The sequence below is a fragment of the Streptomyces sp. NPDC050388 genome (assembly GCF_040655635.1).
Taxonomy (GTDB): domain Bacteria; phylum Actinomycetota; class Actinomycetes; order Streptomycetales; family Streptomycetaceae; genus Streptomyces.
The window spans coordinates 26,345-44,941 of record NZ_JBFAKH010000067.1 but is presented as its reverse complement, the minus strand read 5'-3'; the positions used below and the strand labels follow the sequence as shown (position 1 = coordinate 44,941).

At 72.9% G+C, this 18,597-nt stretch carries 20 protein-coding genes; 13 read left to right on the top strand and 7 right to left on the bottom strand.

Annotation, left to right across the window (positions count from 1 at the left end; translation table 11 throughout):
- Positions 1-127: 127 nt before the first annotated feature.
- On the bottom strand, positions 128-496 hold the full coding sequence (locus AB0I73_RS30290) for a PRC-barrel domain-containing protein (RefSeq protein WP_363042661.1): 369 nt from the start codon (positions 494-496) through the stop codon (positions 128-130).
- 236 nt (positions 497-732) lie between these two features.
- Here AB0I73_RS30290 and AB0I73_RS30285 point away from each other — a divergent pair, with 236 nt between their 5' ends.
- The 8 genes from AB0I73_RS30285 to AB0I73_RS30250 all read left to right on the top strand — a co-directional run bounded on the left by AB0I73_RS30285 (position 733) and on the right by AB0I73_RS30250 (position 9,773).
- The gene (locus tag AB0I73_RS30285) at positions 733-1,125 is read left to right on the top strand and encodes an STAS domain-containing protein (protein ID WP_363042659.1); all 393 of its coding nucleotides are present in this window, start codon (positions 733-735) and stop codon (positions 1,123-1,125) included.
- 99 nt (positions 1,126-1,224) lie between these two features.
- Positions 1,225-2,124 carry an STAS domain-containing protein gene (locus AB0I73_RS30280; protein ID WP_363042657.1) on the top strand — a complete coding sequence of 300 codons (900 nt, stop codon included), beginning with the start codon at positions 1,225-1,227 and terminating at the stop codon, positions 2,122-2,124.
- The gene (locus AB0I73_RS30275; protein WP_363042655.1) at positions 2,121-2,540 is read left to right on the top strand and encodes an STAS domain-containing protein; all 420 of its coding nucleotides are present in this window, start codon (positions 2,121-2,123) and stop codon (positions 2,538-2,540) included. Before AB0I73_RS30280 ends, AB0I73_RS30275 begins: the two co-directional genes overlap by 4 nt.
- Positions 2,537-2,980, top strand: coding sequence for an anti-sigma regulatory factor (locus tag AB0I73_RS30270; protein ID WP_109380965.1), 444 nt, complete (start codon positions 2,537-2,539; stop codon positions 2,978-2,980). Before AB0I73_RS30275 ends, AB0I73_RS30270 begins: the two co-directional genes overlap by 4 nt.
- The gene (locus AB0I73_RS30265; protein WP_363042653.1) at positions 2,980-4,062 is read left to right on the top strand and encodes an ATP-binding SpoIIE family protein phosphatase; all 1,083 of its coding nucleotides are present in this window, start codon (positions 2,980-2,982) and stop codon (positions 4,060-4,062) included. Before AB0I73_RS30270 ends, AB0I73_RS30265 begins: the two co-directional genes overlap by 1 nt.
- On the top strand, positions 4,059-5,780 hold the full coding sequence (locus AB0I73_RS30260) for a SpoIIE family protein phosphatase (RefSeq protein ID WP_363042651.1): 1,722 nt from the start codon (positions 4,059-4,061) through the stop codon (positions 5,778-5,780). The genes AB0I73_RS30265 and AB0I73_RS30260 overlap by 4 nt, the downstream gene beginning before the upstream one ends.
- A 229-nt stretch (positions 5,781-6,009) precedes the next feature.
- The gene (locus tag AB0I73_RS30255) at positions 6,010-7,383 is read left to right on the top strand and encodes an NAD(P)/FAD-dependent oxidoreductase (RefSeq protein ID WP_363042649.1); all 1,374 of its coding nucleotides are present in this window, start codon (positions 6,010-6,012) and stop codon (positions 7,381-7,383) included.
- Between the two features lie 143 nt (positions 7,384-7,526).
- Positions 7,527-9,773: an FUSC family protein gene (locus AB0I73_RS30250; protein ID WP_363042647.1), complete on the top strand. Its 2,247-nt coding sequence runs from the start codon at positions 7,527-7,529 to the stop codon at positions 9,771-9,773.
- Positions 9,774-9,834: 61 nt separating this feature from the next.
- Here the strand turns inward: AB0I73_RS30250 and AB0I73_RS30245 are convergent, their stop codons facing one another.
- From AB0I73_RS30245 to AB0I73_RS30235, 3 genes are all read right to left on the bottom strand, one after another.
- Complete coding sequence (locus AB0I73_RS30245) at positions 9,835-10,263, bottom strand: hypothetical protein (RefSeq protein ID WP_109380960.1); 429 nt, start codon at positions 10,261-10,263, stop codon at positions 9,835-9,837.
- 92 nt (positions 10,264-10,355) lie between these two features.
- On the bottom strand, positions 10,356-11,246 hold the full coding sequence (locus tag AB0I73_RS30240) for a SigB/SigF/SigG family RNA polymerase sigma factor (RefSeq protein ID WP_363042645.1): 891 nt from the start codon (positions 11,244-11,246) through the stop codon (positions 10,356-10,358).
- Positions 11,247-11,448: 202 nt separating this feature from the next.
- Complete coding sequence (locus AB0I73_RS30235; protein WP_363042643.1) at positions 11,449-11,898, bottom strand: ATP-binding protein; 450 nt, start codon at positions 11,896-11,898, stop codon at positions 11,449-11,451.
- Positions 11,899-12,023: 125 nt separating this feature from the next.
- Here AB0I73_RS30235 and AB0I73_RS30230 point away from each other — a divergent pair, with 125 nt between their 5' ends.
- Complete coding sequence (locus AB0I73_RS30230; protein ID WP_363042641.1) at positions 12,024-12,245, top strand: hypothetical protein; 222 nt, start codon at positions 12,024-12,026, stop codon at positions 12,243-12,245.
- 270 nt (positions 12,246-12,515) lie between these two features.
- The gene (locus tag AB0I73_RS30225) at positions 12,516-12,971 is read left to right on the top strand and encodes a cyclic nucleotide-binding domain-containing protein (protein WP_363042639.1); all 456 of its coding nucleotides are present in this window, start codon (positions 12,516-12,518) and stop codon (positions 12,969-12,971) included.
- A 30-nt stretch (positions 12,972-13,001) separates the two neighbouring features.
- Here AB0I73_RS30225 and AB0I73_RS30220 read toward each other — a convergent pair whose 3' ends face one another.
- On the bottom strand, positions 13,002-14,360 hold the full coding sequence (locus tag AB0I73_RS30220) for an MFS transporter (protein WP_363042637.1): 1,359 nt from the start codon (positions 14,358-14,360) through the stop codon (positions 13,002-13,004).
- Positions 14,361-14,437: 77 nt separating this feature from the next.
- Positions 14,438-15,055: a LysE family transporter gene (locus AB0I73_RS30215; protein ID WP_363042635.1), complete on the bottom strand. Its 618-nt coding sequence runs from the start codon at positions 15,053-15,055 to the stop codon at positions 14,438-14,440.
- Between the two features lie 69 nt (positions 15,056-15,124).
- Between AB0I73_RS30215 and AB0I73_RS30210 the strand changes: the two genes are divergently transcribed.
- The 3 genes from AB0I73_RS30210 to AB0I73_RS30200 all read left to right on the top strand — a co-directional run bounded on the left by AB0I73_RS30210 (position 15,125) and on the right by AB0I73_RS30200 (position 16,878).
- Positions 15,125-16,021: a LysR family transcriptional regulator ArgP gene (locus tag AB0I73_RS30210; protein WP_363042665.1), complete on the top strand. Its 897-nt coding sequence runs from the start codon at positions 15,125-15,127 to the stop codon at positions 16,019-16,021.
- A 154-nt stretch (positions 16,022-16,175) separates the two neighbouring features.
- A complete protein-coding gene (locus AB0I73_RS30205; RefSeq protein WP_109380952.1) occupies positions 16,176-16,421 on the top strand; it encodes a WhiB family transcriptional regulator in 246 nt (81 codons plus the stop codon).
- Positions 16,422-16,527: 106 nt separating this feature from the next.
- Complete coding sequence (locus tag AB0I73_RS30200) at positions 16,528-16,878, top strand: DUF488 family protein (protein WP_363042633.1); 351 nt, start codon at positions 16,528-16,530, stop codon at positions 16,876-16,878.
- A 30-nt stretch (positions 16,879-16,908) separates the two neighbouring features.
- Here AB0I73_RS30200 and AB0I73_RS30195 read toward each other — a convergent pair whose 3' ends face one another.
- Positions 16,909-18,582, bottom strand: a complete 1,674-nt coding sequence (locus AB0I73_RS30195; protein WP_363042631.1) for an FAD-binding dehydrogenase — start codon at positions 18,580-18,582, stop codon at positions 16,909-16,911.
- Between the last annotated feature and the right edge of the window lie 15 nt (positions 18,583-18,597).

Below are 18,597 nucleotides of genomic sequence, written 5' to 3'. Positions count from 1 at the left end.
ACACCGACCACCCGGACTTCGCCGGCCGCATCGAGGCGACGGAATCCTTCGTGCCCGGCGAGACCGTAAAGGACGGCCACGGCCACGGCACGCACGCCGGTGGCCGCGCAGGTTCGCCCGACGGCGGTCAGCGGACCGGTCCGGGCAGCCCCCGGTAGTACTCGCCGACCGCCGTGAGGTACCCGGGGTCCATGGTCTCGCTGTCGGTCCTGAACCGGGGCGCCGCCTTCACCTCCGCCCTCGTGCAGGACACCGTTATCCTCCGCTCGCCGGTGTCGACGGCGGTGATGACGCCGACCGGCACGAGAAGGCTCCGGCCGAACACCCAGACGCCGGTGTCGACGACCAGGTGCCGCATGGAGTGGTGGTCGGCCTGCCGGTCGACATGGCCGATGGTGCCGTCGCTCGCGACGACGGTGTATCCCGTCAGGTCCAGATCCTGCCCCTGGGCGGGACCCAGCTCCGGCGCGTATGACCAGATGCTGTCTATGGGCACGCTGCTCCTTGCCTCCCCGGTGGACGACTCTCCCGGAGCGGGCGGGTTCGTCGTCGGCCCGACCGTCTCCACAGCAGCCAACTACCCGGCTGGAGCCGGTGCATTCGGCGGGCGCCGCCACAAAACCGGCCCCGGACGGCGGGCCGGTGTGCGGGGCACCGCATGACACGACGATGCGGGGGTAGGCAGCCGCACGTGCGGCCGTACCCGGCCGCCGGCTCGTCTGGGAGGTATTCGTGTCCGTGGTTCCGAACCCGCTGTCCGTCGAGGTGACCGTGCCCAGGGAGGACGCCGTCCTGCTGGCGGTTCAGGGGTACCTGGACGCCGACACCGCGAAGGAGTTCCAGCATCACCTGGCCAACCAGTTCCACCACGGGCGCCGGCACTTCCTGCTGGACCTGTCGGCGGTCCCCTTCATGGACTCGTCCGGTATGAACATCGTCCTGCGTGTCTATCAGGAGGCCCGTGATCTGCCGGGAAGCGTGCACATCATCTCCCCTCTCCCCGCGGTGCGCCGCGTCCTGGACCTGACCGGCGTGAGCATCACGGTTCCGTTGTCCGAGAGCGTCGAGGAGGCGCTGGAGCGCGTCGACTCGCTGTCCGGCGCACCGGGGGAACCCGATTCCTGAGAGGCTCGGGGCGTCGTTAGAGTGGTCGCCCGGCAAGGTCACAGCACCGTCTCGGCTCCTTCACGGGATCGGTGCGGCAACGATGATGAGGAGACACTGGTGCCTGAGCGCGAAGCGGGCGAACCGCTCGGAACGCCGACGCTCGAGGTCAGGGATTTCCTGCGGCAAAGGCGTGAGCAGATCGCCCAGCGATGGGCGGACGAGCCCCTGTTCCGTGCGGTGTTCACCCTCTCGCGCGACGAGGCGGTGGAGGCCGGCAAGGCGGTCGTCGACGCCCTGGCCCAGGTAGCCGACGCACAGCGGATCGAGGACTCCGACGCCGCCGGGTTCACCGGTGTCCGTGAGCAGCTGGCGCGGATGACCGCGGCCCGCAGCCATGCGGGGCTGTCCACCGCACAGGTATCGAACGAGCTGGCCGCCCTGTGGCCGCCGGTCGAGAATCTCCTCGCCGCCGACCTGGAGCAGGCACCGTCCGAGGAGCTGCGGGCGTGCACGACCACGCTGAGCGTGCTCATGGGCACCCTGCGCGTGGTGGCCATGCAGACGGCCCTGAGCGAGGGGCAGGCACTCATCGACCGACAGCGCCTGCAGCTGCTGGAGGTGGCGACGCCGGTCATCAGGCTCTGGGACGGAATCGTCGCGGTCCCGTTGATCGGGACGCTCGACAGTGCCCGCAGTCAGGTCGTGATGGAGACACTGCTGAACGCGGTGGTCGACCAGCACGCCCGGTTCGCGATCCTCGACATCACCGGGGTGCCGACGGTCGACTCGCTGGTGGCACAGCATCTGATGAAGACGGTCGCGGCGGCCCGGCTGATGGGTGCGGAGTGCATCGTCTCCGGTATCCGTCCGGCGATCGCGCAGACCATGGTCCACCTGGGTCTCGACCTCGGCTCGGTGCTCACCCGGGCGAGCCTCGCCGACGCGCTGGGCTACTGCCTGCACGAGCTGGGGGTCGACGTCGTGAGCACGACGACCGGCAGTGCGGTCCGCCGGTGAGCGAGGCGTTCTCCCGCCCGGTCGCGGGACATGTGCCGGTACTGAGGCTCGGCGACGTGCTTCTGGTGACTCTCCAGGGAGACCTGCACGACAGCACGGCCCAGCAGCTCCAGCAGGACCTGTCGGAGACCATCGCGAGCAACGGGGTCACGGGAGTGGTGATCGACATCTCCGGCGTGGAGATCGTCGACTCCTTCCTGGGACGGGTGCTGGCCGAGCTCGCGGCACAGTCGTCGCTGCTGGCCGCGCGGACCGTCGTGGCCGGGATGCGACCGGCGGTCGCCATCACCCTGGTGGAGCTGGGGCTGACGCTGCCGGGGCTGCGCACCGCGCTCGACACCCAGGCGGCGATGGCACTGCTCGAGCAGCCCGTCGTGCTGTCCCGCCCGGGTGGTGCGCGCCGGGAGCACCGATGACGCCCACCGCCTCGGGGGTCGAGGCCTGCCTGCCCATCCGGTCGGACATGGACTTGATGTGGGTGCGCCAGCATGTGCGGCAGGCCGCCGCCGTGCTCGGCTTCGGACTGGTGGACCAGACGAAGCTGGTCACCGCCGCCAGCGAGCTGGCACGCAACACCCTGGTGCACGGCGGGGGCGGGCAGATGGACGTCTCCCGGGTGTCCGCCGGGTGCGGTGGCGGGCTGCGGCTGACGTTCACCGACTCCGGACCGGGTATCCCCGACCTCGAGCGGGCGCTCAGCGACGGTTACACCTCCGGTGGCGGGCTGGGGATGGGGCTGGGCGGCGCACGGCGCCTGGTGCACGATTTCGAGGTCGAGAGCGCAGTGGGCTCGGGAACCACGGTGCGGGTGACCTCGTGGGTGAACCGGCCGCCCCGTGCGCGGGAGGAGGTCTGATGCCACGCCTCTGGGACGTGCCGGTGCGGGACTCCACCCGGGTGCGGGACGTCCGGGTCGCCGCCGAGGACGCGGCGGCCCTGGCCGGTCTCGACGAGCGGAGCACCGCCGCCGTGTCGCTGGTCGCGACGGAGCTCGCCACCAATCTCCTCAAGCACGCGCGGGACGGTGAGGTGCTCATCGACATCGTGCAGCCGTCCGTGCTCCGCGAGGGCGACCGGGTGCGGGCCGTGCAGATCGCCGCGGTCGACCACGGGCCGGGCATCGCCGATGTGGCCGAGGCGCTGCGGGACGGGTTCAGCACGACCCGTTCACTGGGGGCGGGCCTCGGCACCTGCCGGCGGCTCTCGGACGAATTCGGGCTGCACAGCGTGCTCGGCCGGGGCACGGTCGTGGTGGCCCGTGTCGGTGGCGGGGCCCCGCCGTCGTCCGGCGGGGACGGCCCGCGCGGTGACGGTGTGCCGTCGGTGCCCGTGATACGGGCCGGCGGGGTCAACGTCCCCTACGCCAGGGCCGACCACTCGGGGGACGCCTGGGTCTGGGTCAGGTCCGGGGACCGGTACACCCTGGTGCTGGCCGACGGGCTGGGCCACGGCCCCGAGGCCGCACGCGCCTCCACCGCCGCGGTGGAGGCGGTGCTCCACAGGCCCCATCTCGTCCCCGCCGAGGCGCTGCACCGGCTGCACGAGGAGCTGGGCGCCACCCGGGGCGCGGCCGTCGCGGTGGCCCAGCTCGACGCCCGGACCGGGCGGTTGCGGTTCGCGGGGATCGGCAACATCGGGGCCCGGCTGCGCGAGGGCGACCGGTGGCGTGCCCTGCTCTCCCGGCCCGGCATCGTCGGTCACCACCGGCCCGGCACCGTGCGCGAGGACGATCTCGCGTGGTCCGCCGGGAGTGTGCTCATCCTGCACACCGACGGTCTGCCCAGCTCCTGGGCCCCGCCGTCGGACGCCTGCCTCACGGCGGCCGACCCGGCCGTGACGGCCGCGGTGACGATCCGCGACGCGGGCAGTGCCGCCCGCCCCGTGCGGGACGACACCGCGGTGGCCGTCCTGACCTCCGCAGCACCGGACCGACCATGACGCGCGTATGGCAGATCAGCAGCGTGAGCGACGCGGCACGCGCGCGTGTCTCGCTGGCGCGGCTGGCCGCCCGCCACGGGGTGCCCGCCGTCGAGCGGGCCCGGCTGGCGGCGGCGCTCGGCTTCCGGCTGCGGCAGTGCCTGGCCAAGGGCGGTACCTGGCGGCTCACCGTGGACACACCCACACCCGGCCCGGACGGTGAGGAGGGCGTGCTGCAGACCGTGCTGTTCCCCCCGCCGGACGTGAGCGCCGCCGGGGAGACTCCGTGGGAGGTGACGGTCCGCTGCCCGGACGCGGGCCGGCCGGACGACGCAGGCACGGTGACGGACGATCCGGCCGATCTGGCCCAGGCGCTGCTGAGCGCCGACGAGGACACGGCTCAGGTGCTGGACCGGCTCGCCGAGCAGGAGGCGCTGGTCGCCTTCCACCGGGAAGAGCTGCACCAGACCAACCAGGGCGTCCTGGCCCTGCACGCCGAACTGGACGCGGCGGGACGCGCCCAGCGGGAGGCGTTCGCCGCCGAGCACCGGGCGCGCAACGAGGCGGAGAACGCCCGCCGCAGGCTGACCTTCCTGGCGGACGCCAGCGCGGTGCTCAATGCCTCGCTGAACCACGGCGAGATCGTGCGCCGACTGCCCGAACTGCTGGTGCCGCGGTACGCGGCCCGGGTCGACATATGGCTGTTCGACGAGGAAGACGATCCGCACCACCCCCCGACCCGTCCGGCCGCCGCGGTGCGTGCGGCCCGTACCGGGCGACCGCAGTACGCCGCCGACCACCCCGGCGGGTTGCGCGGCGTGGACGACCGGCCGCCCTCCCTCCTCGATCCCGGCAGGCCGCTGCTGTGCGTGCCGCTGCTGACGCACCAGGCGCCCCTGGGCGTGCTCACCCTGTCGCCGCCCGGTGAGCGCTGGGACCCGGACGACGCGGTGATGCTGCTCGAGCTCGCCCGCAGGGCCAGTATCGCCATCGGCAACGCCCGCCGCTTCGAGCACAACCGGGACATCGCCGAGACGCTGCAGCTCGCCCTGCTCACCGAACTGCCCACGACCCCGGGGCTGAGCCTGGCCGCCCGGTACCTGCCGGCCACGCACGGCATGAACATCGGCGGCGACTGGTACGACGCCTTCCACCGGCCGGACGGAAGTCTGATCACGGTCATCGGCGACGTGACCGGGCACGGGCTGCACGCGGCGGTCATGATGAGCCAGTTGCGCACCGCGCTGCGCGCCTACGCCGTCGACATCGGCAGTCCGGGCCGGCTGCTGACCCGGCTGCACAGGTTCCTGCACCAGCTCCAGCCGCACCTGTACGCCACAGCCGTGATCGCCCGTTTCCACCCGGACGGGTCCACACTGACGTGGGCCGCCGCGGGGCATCCGCCGCCGGTGCTGCGGCTGCCCGACGGGCGGGTGCGCACCCTGGACGCCAAGCCGGGCGCGATGCTCGGGATCCCGCTGGAGCAGAAGATCGCCGACCACACCGAACAGGTGGCGCCGGGCTCGACGCTGGCGCTCTACACGGACGGGCTGGTCGAGCGGCGCACCCAGGGCATCGATCCGGGCATCGGGCGGCTCGCGGCGGCGCTCGGCTCGTTCGCCCCCGCGGAGCTGGACACGGACCTGGAAGGCTCGGCGGACCGCCTGCTGCAGCCGATGCTCAGCGATTCCGAACGCGACGACGACGTCTGTCTGCTGCTCTGCCACCTGCACGGCTGAGCGCCGCGCCCGCCGGGCGGCGACCGGCCGGCCCGCACGTGTCCCGGGCTTCCCGGTGCGTTCCGCCGCCGGTGCGGGCATCGTGGTGCTGAAGGCTCTCGCGTGCCGGGTCCCCTCGGGGCCGATGTGACGCGTCGCGCGCTGCGATCGAGGAGGTGCAGGGCGGCGTTCCCGGGGCACGCGGAGGACGTCGACGTTCGAGGCAGACCATGTGGAGCCGCAGGAAGGGATGAGCACCGTGACACGACCCAGGATCCTGGTGGTGGGCGGAGGCTTCGCCGGCGTGGCGTGCGTTCGCCGGCTGGAGCGGAAGCTCTCCCCGTGGGCAGCAGACATCACCCTGGTGACACCGACCTCCTATCAGCTCTACATGCCGCTGCTCCCCCACGTCGCCTCCGGTGTGCTGTCACCGCAGTCGGTCGCCGTCTCCCTGCGCCGCAGTGCGAAGTACCGCACCCGGATCATTCCGGGCGGAGCCATCGGAGTGGACCTGAGGTCCAAGGTCTGCGTCATCCGCATGATCACGGGCCGGACCGTCGCCGAACCCTACGACTACATCGTGCTGGCCCCCGGCAGTGTCACCCGTACCTTCGACATCCCCGGACTCACCGATCACGCCTACGGCATGAAGACGCTGGCCGAGGCCGCCTACATCCGCGACCACGTGATCGCCCAGCTCGACCTCGCCGACGCCAGCGAGGACCCGGCCGAACGGGCCGCGCGGCTGCAGTTCGTGGTGGTCGGCGGCGGCTACGCGGGCACCGAGACCGCCGCCTGTCTGCAGCGGCTGACCCACGCCGCCGTCGAGCGCTACCCGCGTCTGGACCCGGGCCTGATCAAGTGGCACCTGATCGACATCGCGCCGAAGCTCATGCCCGAGCTGGGCGAGAAGCTCGGGCGCAGCGCGCAGGAGATCCTCACCCGGCGCGGCATCGAGATCTCGCTCGGTGTCTCCATCGCGAAGGCGGGCCCCGAGGAGGTCACCTTCACCGACGGCCGGGTGGTCCCCACCCACACCCTCATCTGGACGGCCGGCGTCGTCGCCAGCCCGCTGATCGCCGCGCTCGGAGCGGAAACGGTCCGGGGGCGGCTCGCGGTCAACGCGGACATGTGTCTGCCCGGCCACGACGGGGTGTTCGCCCTGGGTGACTCCGCCGCGGTGCCCGACCTCGCCAAGGGCGAGGGCGCGGTGTGCCCGCCGACCGCGCAGCACGCCCTGCGGCAGGGCAAGCAGGTCGCCGACAACGTCATCGCGACGCTGACCGGCCGGCCGTTGCGGCCGTACCACCACAAGGACCTCGGGCTGGTCGTGGACCTGGGCGGCACCGACGCCGTGTCCAAGCCGCTCGGTGTGGAACTGCGGGGCCTGCCCGCCCAGGTGGCGGCCCGCGGGTACCACTGGTCGGCGCTGCGCACCAACGTCGCCAAGACACGGGTCATGACGAGCTGGCTGCTCAACTCGATCGCCGGGGACGATTTCGTGCGTACCGGCTTCCAGTCCCGCCAGCGCGCCAAGCTGGGGGACTTCGAGTACACGCATGCCTATCTGACGCCCGAGCAGGTGCGGGCGCACGTCGAGGAGGCGGGCCGGCGGGTGCGGTGACCCCGTTCCCGCGGCCGCCCCGCCCGTTCGGTGCCCCGCCGTCCCGGTGATCCTGCCGATGGGGGGCCTTTGGCGGGTGCCGCCTGGGCACATGCGATGCTGTCATTCCGATCAACGCGAGCGACAGGAGCGTGTGCGGCGGCGTGAAAGCGGCGGGGCACTCGGTGCGGACACGACTGCGGGACCGCCTGGCGGCGTCGGATCCCGGGCTGCTGCGGCTGACGGCCGGACTGCGGACGGTGGGCGCCATCGCGCTGACGCTGGCCGTGCTCGCCCTCGTGGGGGCGGGCGTCACCCAGCTGGTGGCGGGCGCGATGACCGCGACGGTCGCCACCTTCGCCGTCCGGGAGAAGCAGCGCGGTGCCCAGGCCGTCACGCTCGCCCTCGGTCTGCCGGTGGCGCTCGTGGCCGTGTCGCTCGGCGCGGTGCTGAGTGAGCGGGTCGTCGTCGGTGACGTCTTCTTCACCGTCCTCATCTTCTGCGCGGTCTACGCCCGCCGGTTCGGCGACCGCGGGACCGCCCTGGGGCTGATCGGTTTCCAGGTCTACTTCGTGTCCCTGTTCATCGGCGCCTCCCCCGGGAAGCTGCCCGGGATGTGGGCCGCCCTGGCCACCGCGTTCGTGTGCAGTGCCGTCATGCGGTTCGCCGTCGTCCCCGTGACCCCGGCCGGGCTCCTCGCACGGCTCCGGGAGGCCTTCCGCGTCCGGCTGGCCCAGCTCGTGACGGCGCACCTGGCGCTGCTCGACGCCGCACCGGACGAGGTCGACAAGGCACTGGAGGACGTCCGCGCGGGTACTGCCCGGCTGCACGAGACAGCCCTGATGATCCAGACGCGGTTGGAGCAGGGGACCCCCGACGAGTCGTCGGCGCGGCTGGTGCAGCGCCGGATCGCGGACGCCGAGATCGCCGCCGAGCGGCTGGGCCTGCTGCTGCTGTCCGCCCGCAGCGCCGAACGCGCGGACACGCTGACCCTGCACCTTCCGGGCGCGCCCGCTCCCGAGGCGGACCGGACGGCGGCGCCGGACGAGGCCACCGCCGGACTGCGCCGCGATCTGCTCGCGCTGCGTACGCTGGTCCTGCTCGCCGGGCCCGGGGTGCCGGGGACGGCGCTCGCGCACGTGCGCAACCGCCTGCTCGCCTACCGGGACGAGGAGAACCTGCCGGTGTGTTCTCCGGCCCTCCAGGACGTGTTCCGGGCCGTCGGCGAGTCGGCCCGTGCGGTGATGGGCCTGCGGATCGCCCTGGACGGTCCGCAGGACGAGTCGGACGACACCCCTGCCACGGCCCGTTCCCGGGAGGAGCTGGACGCCGAGGACGCCTCCATCGACGCCGGGAAGGAGGACCGGACGGCCGAGGAGGACACGGGGCTGCGACGGCCCACCACCCGGGCCGCCGTACAGGTCACCGTGGGCTCGTCGCTGGCCATCGCCGGCGGGGAGCTGCTGTCCTCCGAGCGCTGGTACTGGGCGGTCCTCACGTGCTGGATCGTCTTCATCAACACCTCGTCGACGGGCGAGATCCTGGTCAAGGGCTACCGGCGGCTGCTGGGTACGGTTCTCGGCGTGGTCGCCGGCATCGCGTTGGCCGCGGTGGTGGGCGGGCACACCTGGACGACGTTCGGCCTGATCCTGGTGATGATCTTCGCGATGTCCTACACGGCGCCGCTCTCGTACACGCTGATGTCGTTCTTCGTGACGGCGATGGTGGGGCTGCTGTACACGCTGCTGCACACCTACAGCTGGGAGGTGCTGGTGCTGCGCGTGGAGGAGACCGCGCTGGGTGCCGCCTGCGGGGTGGTCGCCGCGGCCCTGGTCCTGCCGGTGCGCACGGACCGGCGCACGAACGAGCTGCTGGGCACCGTGCTGGAGCGGCTCACCGAGGTCACCGAGGCCGCCGTCGACCAGCTCAGCGGCGGACCCGCCGTCGATCTGCTGGACCGGGCGCGGGAGCTGGACCAGGCGCTGGGCGATCTGCGCTCCGCCACCCAGCCGCTCACCCATCCGGTCACTCCGCTGCGGGGCCGACGGGACACCGCGCGGTACGTCGTCGCGCTCCTGGAGACCTGTGCGTACCACGCGCGCTCGCTGGCGGCCACGGCCGAGCTGCTGCAGACCCACCCCTCGATCGCGGCGGATCCACGGCTGCGCGGGGCGACGGGGCGCACGGTGCGCAACATCGCGGCGATCGCGGCCCGGGTCACGGACGGGGACGTCACGGCCAGGATCGAGACGGGGCCGAGCTTCGCCTCGTTGCTGGGCGGTTCCGGTGACGGCGCCTCGCGCTACGGCCGGATCACCGGCCGGGTGCTGCGGCACCTGGAGCGGCTGGACGAAGCGGTGGTGGGTCTCGCGCGCCCGCTGGGCGTACCGCTGGCGACGCGCGAGCGGTGACGGGCCTTCCGCGGCCGGCGGCCGGGCCCGCGACCTCGTGCGATCCGGTGGACGGGTCCGCTCAGAAGTCGGTGGGCAGGCCGCTGGCCTCGGCGATGCCGCGCAGTTCGTCGTTCTGCCGGTGCCGTTCCCTGATGTAGCCGGCGATCTCGTCGAGTCGGGACGGGTCGGCGGCCGTGGTCGCGTCGGTGACCACGCGGACCGGTCCGCTCTCGTCGACGTCCAGCTCGACCACCTCGTTGTCCATGCGGCCGGTGACGGCTGTGGCGATGACGAGGGCGGCCTCGTCGCGGATCTCCTGGGGCAGTTCGTCGTCGCCGCCGTCCAGGGCGACGTCGAGACCGGACAGGCGGTGTTCCTCGATCGCCCGGAGCACCGGCTCCACCACACGGAGCAGCAGGCGGTAGTCCTCGGTGTCCATCCGGATGCGCAGCAGGTCGAGGTAGACGTCCACGGGTCGGCCGTCCGGCGGGATCTCGGATTCACTCATCTGCACCGTGTTCCCTTCTTGCGGTCGCTCATACGACGGGGACGACTGGAGGCAGTACGGCTGAGGAGGTACGACCGGCGACGGCATGACGCTCAGGCACGCCCGCGGTGGGTGGTCGTCGTCCGTCGGCCCATCGCGTCGGCGCGCACGCGGGCGCAGCTTCGGCTGATGAGCCGGGAGACGTGCATCTGGGAGATGCCCAGCTGGTCGGCTATGCGGCTCTGGGTCATGTCCTCGAAGAAGCGCATGTACAGGATGGTGCGCTCGCGCTCGGGCAGGCGGCGCAGTCCCTCCTTGGCGGACTCGCGGTCGACCACGACGTCGTAGGCCGCGTCCGAGGCGCCCAGGGTGTCGGCCAGGCTGTAGCCGTCGTCGTCGGGCGACATCTCCGCGTCCAGTGACAGGGTGCTGAAGCTCTCCAGCGCCTCCAGCCCGGCTCCGACCTCTTCCTCGGTCAGCCCCGTGTGCTCGGCCAGGGCGGCGGGCGAGGGTTCGGGGCTGCCGGGCGTCTGGGTGAGGTCCCGCCGGGCGGTCCGTACCTTGTTGCGCAGTTCCTGCACCCGGCGGGGCACCCGCAGGGCCCACATCCGGTCCCGGAAGTGCCGCTTGACCTCGCCGGTGATGGTGGGGACGGCGTAGCTCTCGAAGGCTCCGCGGGCCGGGTCGAAGCGGTCCACCGCCTTGACCAGTCCGAGTGCGGCCACCTGGCGCAGGTCCTCGACGGATTCGCCGCGGTCGCGGAAGCGGCCGGCGATGCGGTGGGCCATGGGCAGCCACGCGGTGACGAGTTCGTCGCGGACGGCGTCCCGCTCGGGGCCGTCCTCCAGTGAGGCCAGCCGGGCGAACAGGGCCGCGGTGTCCGGAGCGTCTTCGTGGCGCCTGCGCGCGCCACGGGCCGTGGGGGCGGCCGCCGTCGCGGTGGCGGCCGGGGGCGTCGTGGTGGCGGGGGTGTCGGGGCGGTCGGTGGGCGTTTCTGTGAGCATGCGTTTTCGCTCCCGAACAGTGGATTTCAAGGTGGTCTACCGCGGGACGGCCGCTGCGGGGACGTCCGGAGGGAATTCCTCGGCAGCCATGGCTCTCCCGCTGGCGCGCCTCCGGTCCGAAGCACGACCCTCCGACTGCCCCCCCGCCGGTGGCGCAAACTCCGCTTCCCGGCACAATCTGCCGGAGGGGCTCGGTGAGCCTTCAGGGCAGGGGGACCACGGCGGTGATGCACTTGCCGCCCGTCGGCAGGTCGGCCACCCGCACGTCGCGGCACAGCCGGCAGACGATGGGCCAGCCCCGGCCGCCGGGTGTGAAGCGCCCCTGCCGGTCGGTCGTCGACCGTGCGACGGGCAGTTCCGCGCTGCGGTCGCTCACCGAGACGCGCACTCCGGGACCGGTGACGTCGACCCGGAAGTCGGTGATGCCGCCACCGTGCAGGATCGCGTTGGTGGTGAGTTCGGAGGTGACGAGCAGCGCGTCCGCGAGGGCCTCGGCGTCGCACGGGGTGCGCGTGGCGCGGCAGCGCTCGCACACCGCCCGCCACACGGCCTGGCGCGCCTCGGCCGGCCGCGGCCGGTACGGCCGCCGCACGTCGGCGCGGCGAGTGTCGGGCAGGGCGGTGTCGGTTCCGGTCGTGCGCTCCTCGCACATTGTTCGACTCCCGGTTCGATGAGGAATGTCATCTCTTTCGGCTCACCTGCCCCGGCGTCGGCAAACCTTCCGGCCTTTTTCCGGACGCCTGCCATTCCCGTGGCGCAACGGGGTAGGCGGACGTCATGACCGGTGTGGTGGACTCGGACGAACTGGTGCGGCGGATCCAGCGGGCGCGGGCCCGCGCCGCCCATGAGGAGCGGCTGTGGCGGGCGAGGAGCGCCGAACTCGAACGGGCCGATCCCGCGGAGAAGGGAGCCGCCGACATGCACAGGCTGGCGTACGAGGCCGTGCTGCGGGTACTGGACGAGATCCTGACTCCCGGCAAGTCCGATGTGCGGAGCTGACCGGCCGGTTCCGGGACCGCTCCCGGAGCCGCGGAAGTGAAACAGGTCACGTGACCCGGTTCTGGCGGCGCACACCCGCACAGATGGTTTATCGTTCACCCATAAGTGGTGACGGAGTCGACGCCCGTCCTCCCTCCACCACCTTTTACCGCCCTGGCTGGCTTCCCCCGTCCAGCCAGGGCTTTTACATGCCGAAGTGCCCCGGACGGCGGCAGCGGCTCCAATGGACGTAGGCACCGGTACCGAACGCCCGGCGAGGAGCCCTGCCTCATGACCAACGCGATCAAACTCCTGACGGCCCTCCCCCCGCCTCAGCGCCGACGTCTGATGGCACTCGCGCGGGAGGTGGTCTTCCCGGAGGACACCCGGATCTTCGAGGCCGGGGGCACCGCCGACCGTTTCTGGGTCGTCCGTTCCGGTGCGGTCTCCCTCGACCAGCGGGTGAACGACCTGCGCCGGGTGACGGTCGCCACGCTCGGCGCGGGCGACCTGCTGGGCTGGTCCTGGCTGTTCCCGCCCCACCGGTGGGACTTCGGCGCCGAGGCGTTCAGTCCGGTCCGCGCCTACGAGTTCGACGCGGCGGCCGTGCTCCGGCTGTGCGAGGAGGACCCGGCGCTCGGGCTGACGCTGGTGCGCTGCGTCGCCGAGATCCTCGCGCACCGGCTGGAGGCGACGCGGGTCCGGCTGATGGAGCCGCACACGACGCGCGGGCACCGCGCACTGTAGACCCGGCGCCCCGTACGGTCCGGCCGTGCCTCACACGCGGTAGCGGCGCAGCGCCGGCATCGCGGCGGCCAGGGCGAGCATCACCACGACGACCAGGAGCCCGCCGCCCGCCACCGCCGTACGGGGGCCGAAGGCGGAACCGGCGGTACCGTGCAGGACGTCGGCGAGCCGGGGGCCGCCCGCGACGACGACGGTGAAGACACCCTGCATCCGGCCGCGCATCTCGTCGGTCGCGACGGAGAGCAGGATCGCCCCGCGGAAGACCATCGAGACCATGTCCGCGATCCCGGCGACGGCGAGGAAGGCCACGGCGATCCAGAGGCTGTCGCTGAGCCCGAACCCCGTGACGGCGACGCCCCACACCACCACGGATCCGATGACCATCCAGCCGTGCCGTCGGGCCCGGGAGAACGCGCCGGAGAACAGTCCGCCCGCCACCGCGCCGATCGGGATGGCGGCGAACAGCAGCCCCAGCGCGAACCCCTCGTCGTAGGACGCGTAGGTCTCGGCGGCGAGCTGCGGGAACAGGGCCCGGGGCATGCCGAGGACCATGGCGACGATGTCCGCCACGAACGACAGCAGCAGCACCGCGTGCCCGGAGATGTAGCGGAATCCGTCCAGGATCTCCCGGAGGCCCGCGCGCCGCGCCACCGTCGCGTCGAGCGGCGGCAGGGCGGGCAGACGGTGAACCGCCCACACCGTGACGCACAGCGCCAGCGCGTCGATCAGATAGAGCTCCGCCAGCCCGACGACCGGGATGAGCGCACCCGCGAGCAGCGGTCCGGCGATCTGGCCGGTCTGCATGACGGTGGAGCCCAGGGCGTTGGCGGCGGGCAGCTCCTCCTCGGGGACCAGGCGGGCGATGGAGGCGCTGCGGGCCGGGGCGTTCAGTCCCCAGAACGCCTGCTGCACCGCGAGCAGGACCATGAGCACGGCGACGGAGTCCAGGCCGGTGACGGCCTGCGCCCAGAACAGGACCGAGGTGACGGCGATGCCGGTGTTGGTGACCAGCAGGAGCTTGCGCCGGTCCATGGCGTCGGCGATCGCGCCGCCCCACAGGGCGAACACGATCAGCGGCAGCAGACCCGCCAGACTCGCGGCGCCCACCCAGGCGGAGGAGCCGGTGATGTCGTAGATCTGCTTGGGCACGGCCACGGCGGTGAGCTGGCTGCCGACCGCCGTGACGGCGGTGGACGCCCACAGCCGGCGGTAGGCCGGGCGGCGCAGGGGTCGAGTGTCCATGGCCCACCGGCGCAGGCCGCGCGGCCGGGGCTGCCCGGAAGGACCTGCCGTACGCGACGGATCCGACGGGCTTGACGGACCCGGCACGGCCCGCTCGGAGGCGGGCTCCTCGGCCTGGGGTTCGGTACTGCTCTCGCTGGTGTCCACGACCGTCCCGGTTGGTGACTACATCTTTTTGCCGGGGTTCACTATGGCAGGACCGGTGACGGCACCCGCCCGCCGTATCAGCTGCCGGCGATGAGCGTGCCGCCGAGGACGATCATGGTGGTCGCGACCAGGCCGTCCAGGATCCGCCAGGCGGTGGGCCGGGCCAGGAAACGGCTCAGCAGCCTGGCCCCGAAGCCGAGGGCGGCGAACCAGCAGAGGCTGGCCAGCACGGCGCCGAGGCCGAACGTCCAGCGCAGCGGCCCGTGGTCGGCGGCGACCGAGCCCAGCAGGAACACGGTGTCGAGGTAGACGTGCGGGTTGAGCCAGGTCATCGCCAGGCAGGTGAGCACGGCGCGACGGCGCGAACTCACGGCCTCGCCCTCCGCCCGCAGCCCGGCCTCGCCCGGCCGGACCACCCGGCGCGCGGCCAGGAGGCCGTAGCCGAGCAGGAACAGGCCGCCGATCCAGCCGACCGCCGTCAGCGCGCCGGGCCACGCCACGACCAGCGCACCGACCCCGCCGACGCCGAGGGCGATGAGGGCCGCGTCGGACACGGCGCAGATGCCGACGACGGCGGGAACCGCCTCCCGGCGGACGCCCTGGCGCAGGACGAAGGCGTTCTGGGCGCCGATGGCGACGATCAGGGAGAGGCCGGTGCCGAATCCGGCGGCGGCCGTGGTCAGGGCGCTGTTCATGCCGAGGACGCTAGAGGCACCACCCGGCGCAGTACAGCTAATGATCCTTACGTACCCTTAGCCGATGTGATGGACGACCTCCCGCTCGACCAGGTACGGACCCTGCTCGCCGTGGTGGACGAGGGCACGTTCGACGCGGCCGCGGCAGCCCTGCACGTGACGCCCTCCGCGGTCAGCCAGCGGGTGAAGGCGCTGGAGCAGCGCACCGGACGGGTGCTGCTGCTGCGCACGAGGCCGGTGCGGCCGACCGAGTCGGGAGAGGTGCTGGTGCGGCTCGCCCGCCAGGTGGCCCGGCTGGAGCGGGACGCGTACGCGGAGCTGGGGCTGGGCTCCGGCGGGGAGCCGACCCGGGTGTCGGTGGCGGTGAACGCGGACTCCCTGGCGACCTGGTTCCTCGGGGCCCTCACCGGGGTGCCGGGCGAGCCGCGCCTCTCCTTCGAGCTGCGCCGCGAGGACGAGTCCCACACCGCGGCCCTGCTGCGCGAGGGAACGGTGATGGCCGCGGTGACCTCGTCGCCGGAGGCGGTACCGGGCTGCTCCGTGCGGCTCCTGGGGCGGATGCGCTATCTCCCCGCGGCCAACCCGGAGTTCGCCGCGCGGTACCTCGCCGGGCCGCTGGAGGAGGCGCTGCCGCGGGCCCCCGTGGTGACCTTCGACCGGCGGGACGACTTCCAGGACGCCTTCGTGCGCCGGCTCACCCGCGGCCGCACCGGGGCGAGCACGAGCCGGCACCTCATTCCGACCTCGGAGGGGTTCGCCGAGGCGGTCGCCGCGGGCCTGGGCTGGGGCATGGTCCCCGAGACGCAGGCCGAGCCCCTGTTGCGGGCCGGCCGCCTCATCGTTTTCGCCCCGGACCGCCCGGCCGACGCGCCCCTGTACTGGCAGCAGTGGAAGCTGGATTCCCCGGCCCTGGCGGCGGTGGCCGAGTCGGTGGCGGCGACCGCGGCGACGGCACTGCGGAGTTGAGGGGGCGTCACGCCCGCCCGTCACCGGCCGGGTGGGCGTGGCCACGGTGACGTACGACACCGGAGCCGCTGTTTCATCGCGCACCGAGAGGTGACCCGTAGGGGGACAGGGCACCCGCAGGGTGCGTATCCACTCCGATCACAGGTGGTTTCCCATGGACGACTGGCGGACCCGCGCGGCCTGCCGGGACGAGGATCCCGACCTCTTCTTCCCGATCGGGACCTCCGGCCCGGCCCTTCTCCAGACGGAGCAGGCGAAGGCGGTGTGCCGGCGCTGTCCCGTCCGGCAGCAGTGCCTCGACTGGGCGATGGATTCGGGCCAGTCCCTCGGGGTGTGGGGCGGCACGAGCGAGACGGAGCGACGCGCGCTGAAGCGCCGGCTGAAGGCGCGGCGCGCCTGAGGCGGGCGGGGCCCCGTTCCGGCCCGCCCGTCTGCCGTTCTGTCCGCCGTGCCCGGACCGGGGGGCGGCGTCAGGCTCGCCGAAGGACCACGGGAAGAGGCCGACCATGAGCGTACGCGTGCGCCGTGTCTACGAACCGCCTGAGCCGGACGACGGTGTCCGCGTCCTGGTCGACCGGTTGTGGCCGCGCGGCTTGGCGAAGGACATGGCACGCGTGGACGAATGGCCCAAGGGGCTGACCCCGTCGACGGAACTGCGCCGCTGGTACCACATGGGCGAGCGGCCGTACGAGGAGTTCCGCGGGCGCTACGAGGCGGAGCTCACCGCTCCCGAGGTGGTCGAACTCCTGAACCATGTACGGGAGTTGGCGACGAAGGGACAGGTGACCCTGCTGACCGCGGCCAGGGAGCCGGCCACCAGCCACGCCGAGGTGCTGGCCCGCCTCCTCGACGACTGACGCGCTCCCTGCCCCGGTCGGCCGCGCCGGCTACGCCGTCTGACGCGCCGCCGCCCGTCCCGCCGCGCGCCCCGAGAAGAGGCAGCCGCCGAGGAAGGTGCCCTCCAGGGCGTTGTAGCCGTGGACGCCGCCGCCGCCGAAGCCCGCGACCTCGCCCGCCGCGTACAGCCCCCCGATCGGCTGCCCCGCGCCGTCCAGCGCGCGGGAGTCGAGGTCGGTCTGGATGCCGCCGAGGGTCTTGCGGGTGAGGATGTGCAGCTTGACGCCGATCAGCGGGCCGGCCGCGGGGTCGAGGATGCGGTGCGGGGTGGCCACACGGCCGAGGCGGTCGCCGATGTAGCGCCGGGCGTTGCGGATGCCCTGCACCTGGGCGTCCTTGGCGTAGGGGTTGGCGATCTGCAGGTCGCGGGCCTCGATCTGCCGGCGGACGACGGCCGCGTCGAGCAGGGGCTTGTCGGTGAGGGCGTTCATCCTCTCGACGAGTTGCTCCAGGGTCGGGGCGGTCACGAAGTCCGCGCCCCGGCGCAGGAACGCGTCGACCGGGCCGGGGGCACCCTTGCCCAGCACCCGTTCGCGCAGGAACCCGGCCCGGTCCTTGGCGGTGATGTCGGGGTTCTGTTCGGAGCCAGAGAGCGCGAACTCCTTCTCGATGATCTTCTGGGTGAGGATGAACCAGGAGTGGTCGTGGGCGGCGATGTCCTCGGTGGTGCGCAGGTGCTCGAGCGTGCCCAGGGTGTCGTAACCGGGCAGGCAGGGTTCGGGCAGCCGGCGGCCGAGGGCGTCGAACCACATCGAGGACGGTCCGGGCAGGATGCGGATGCCGTGACCGGACCAGATCGGGTCCCAGTTCCGTACGCCCTCGGTGTAGTGCCACATGCGGTCCCGGTTGACCAGGCGCGCACCCGCGCGGGCGCTGATGTCGAGCATTCGTCCGTCCACGTGGGCCGGGACTCCGGTGATCATCTCCCGGGGCGGGGTACCGAGCCGCTCGGGCCAGTGGCGGCGGACGATGTCGTGGTCGGCGCCTATGCCTCCGCTGGTGACGATCACGGCCTGGGCGGTGAGTTCGAAGTCGCCGGCCGCCTCGCGGCTGGAGGCGACACCGCGCGGTGCGTCGTCCCGGGCCAGCAGGGTGCCCCGCACTCCGCGCGCGGTGCCGTCCTGTACGACCAGTTCGTCGACCCGGTGACGGTGGTGGAAGGTGAGCAGCCCGTCGCGCGCGGCTCGCCGGGCGTGGCGTACGAAGGGGTCGACGACGCCGGTGCCGGTGCCCCAGGCGATGTGGAAGCGGGGCACGGTGTTGCCGTGGCCGTCCGCACGGAGGTCGCCGCGCTCGGCCCAGCCGACGGTGGGCAGGAACGAGATGCCGTGCCCGGCCAGCCAGGACCGCTTCTCCCCCGCCGCCCACTCGACGTAGGCACGGGCCCAGCGCACCGCCCAGGAGTCCTCGTCCTGGAGCCGGTCGAATCCCGCGCTGCCCTGCCAGTCGTTCCAGGCGAGCTCGAAGGAGTCCTTGATGCCGAGACGCCGCTGCTCCGGGGAGCCGACGAGGAACAGCCCGCCGAAGGACCAGAAGGCCTGCCCGCCGAGGTTGGCGGCGTTCTCCTGGTCGACGAGGGCGACCCTGCGGCCCCGGCTGGTCAGTTCGTGGGCGGCGACCAGGCCCGCGAGACCCGCTCCGACGACGATGACGTCGGCATCCATGGCGAGAAGTCCCTT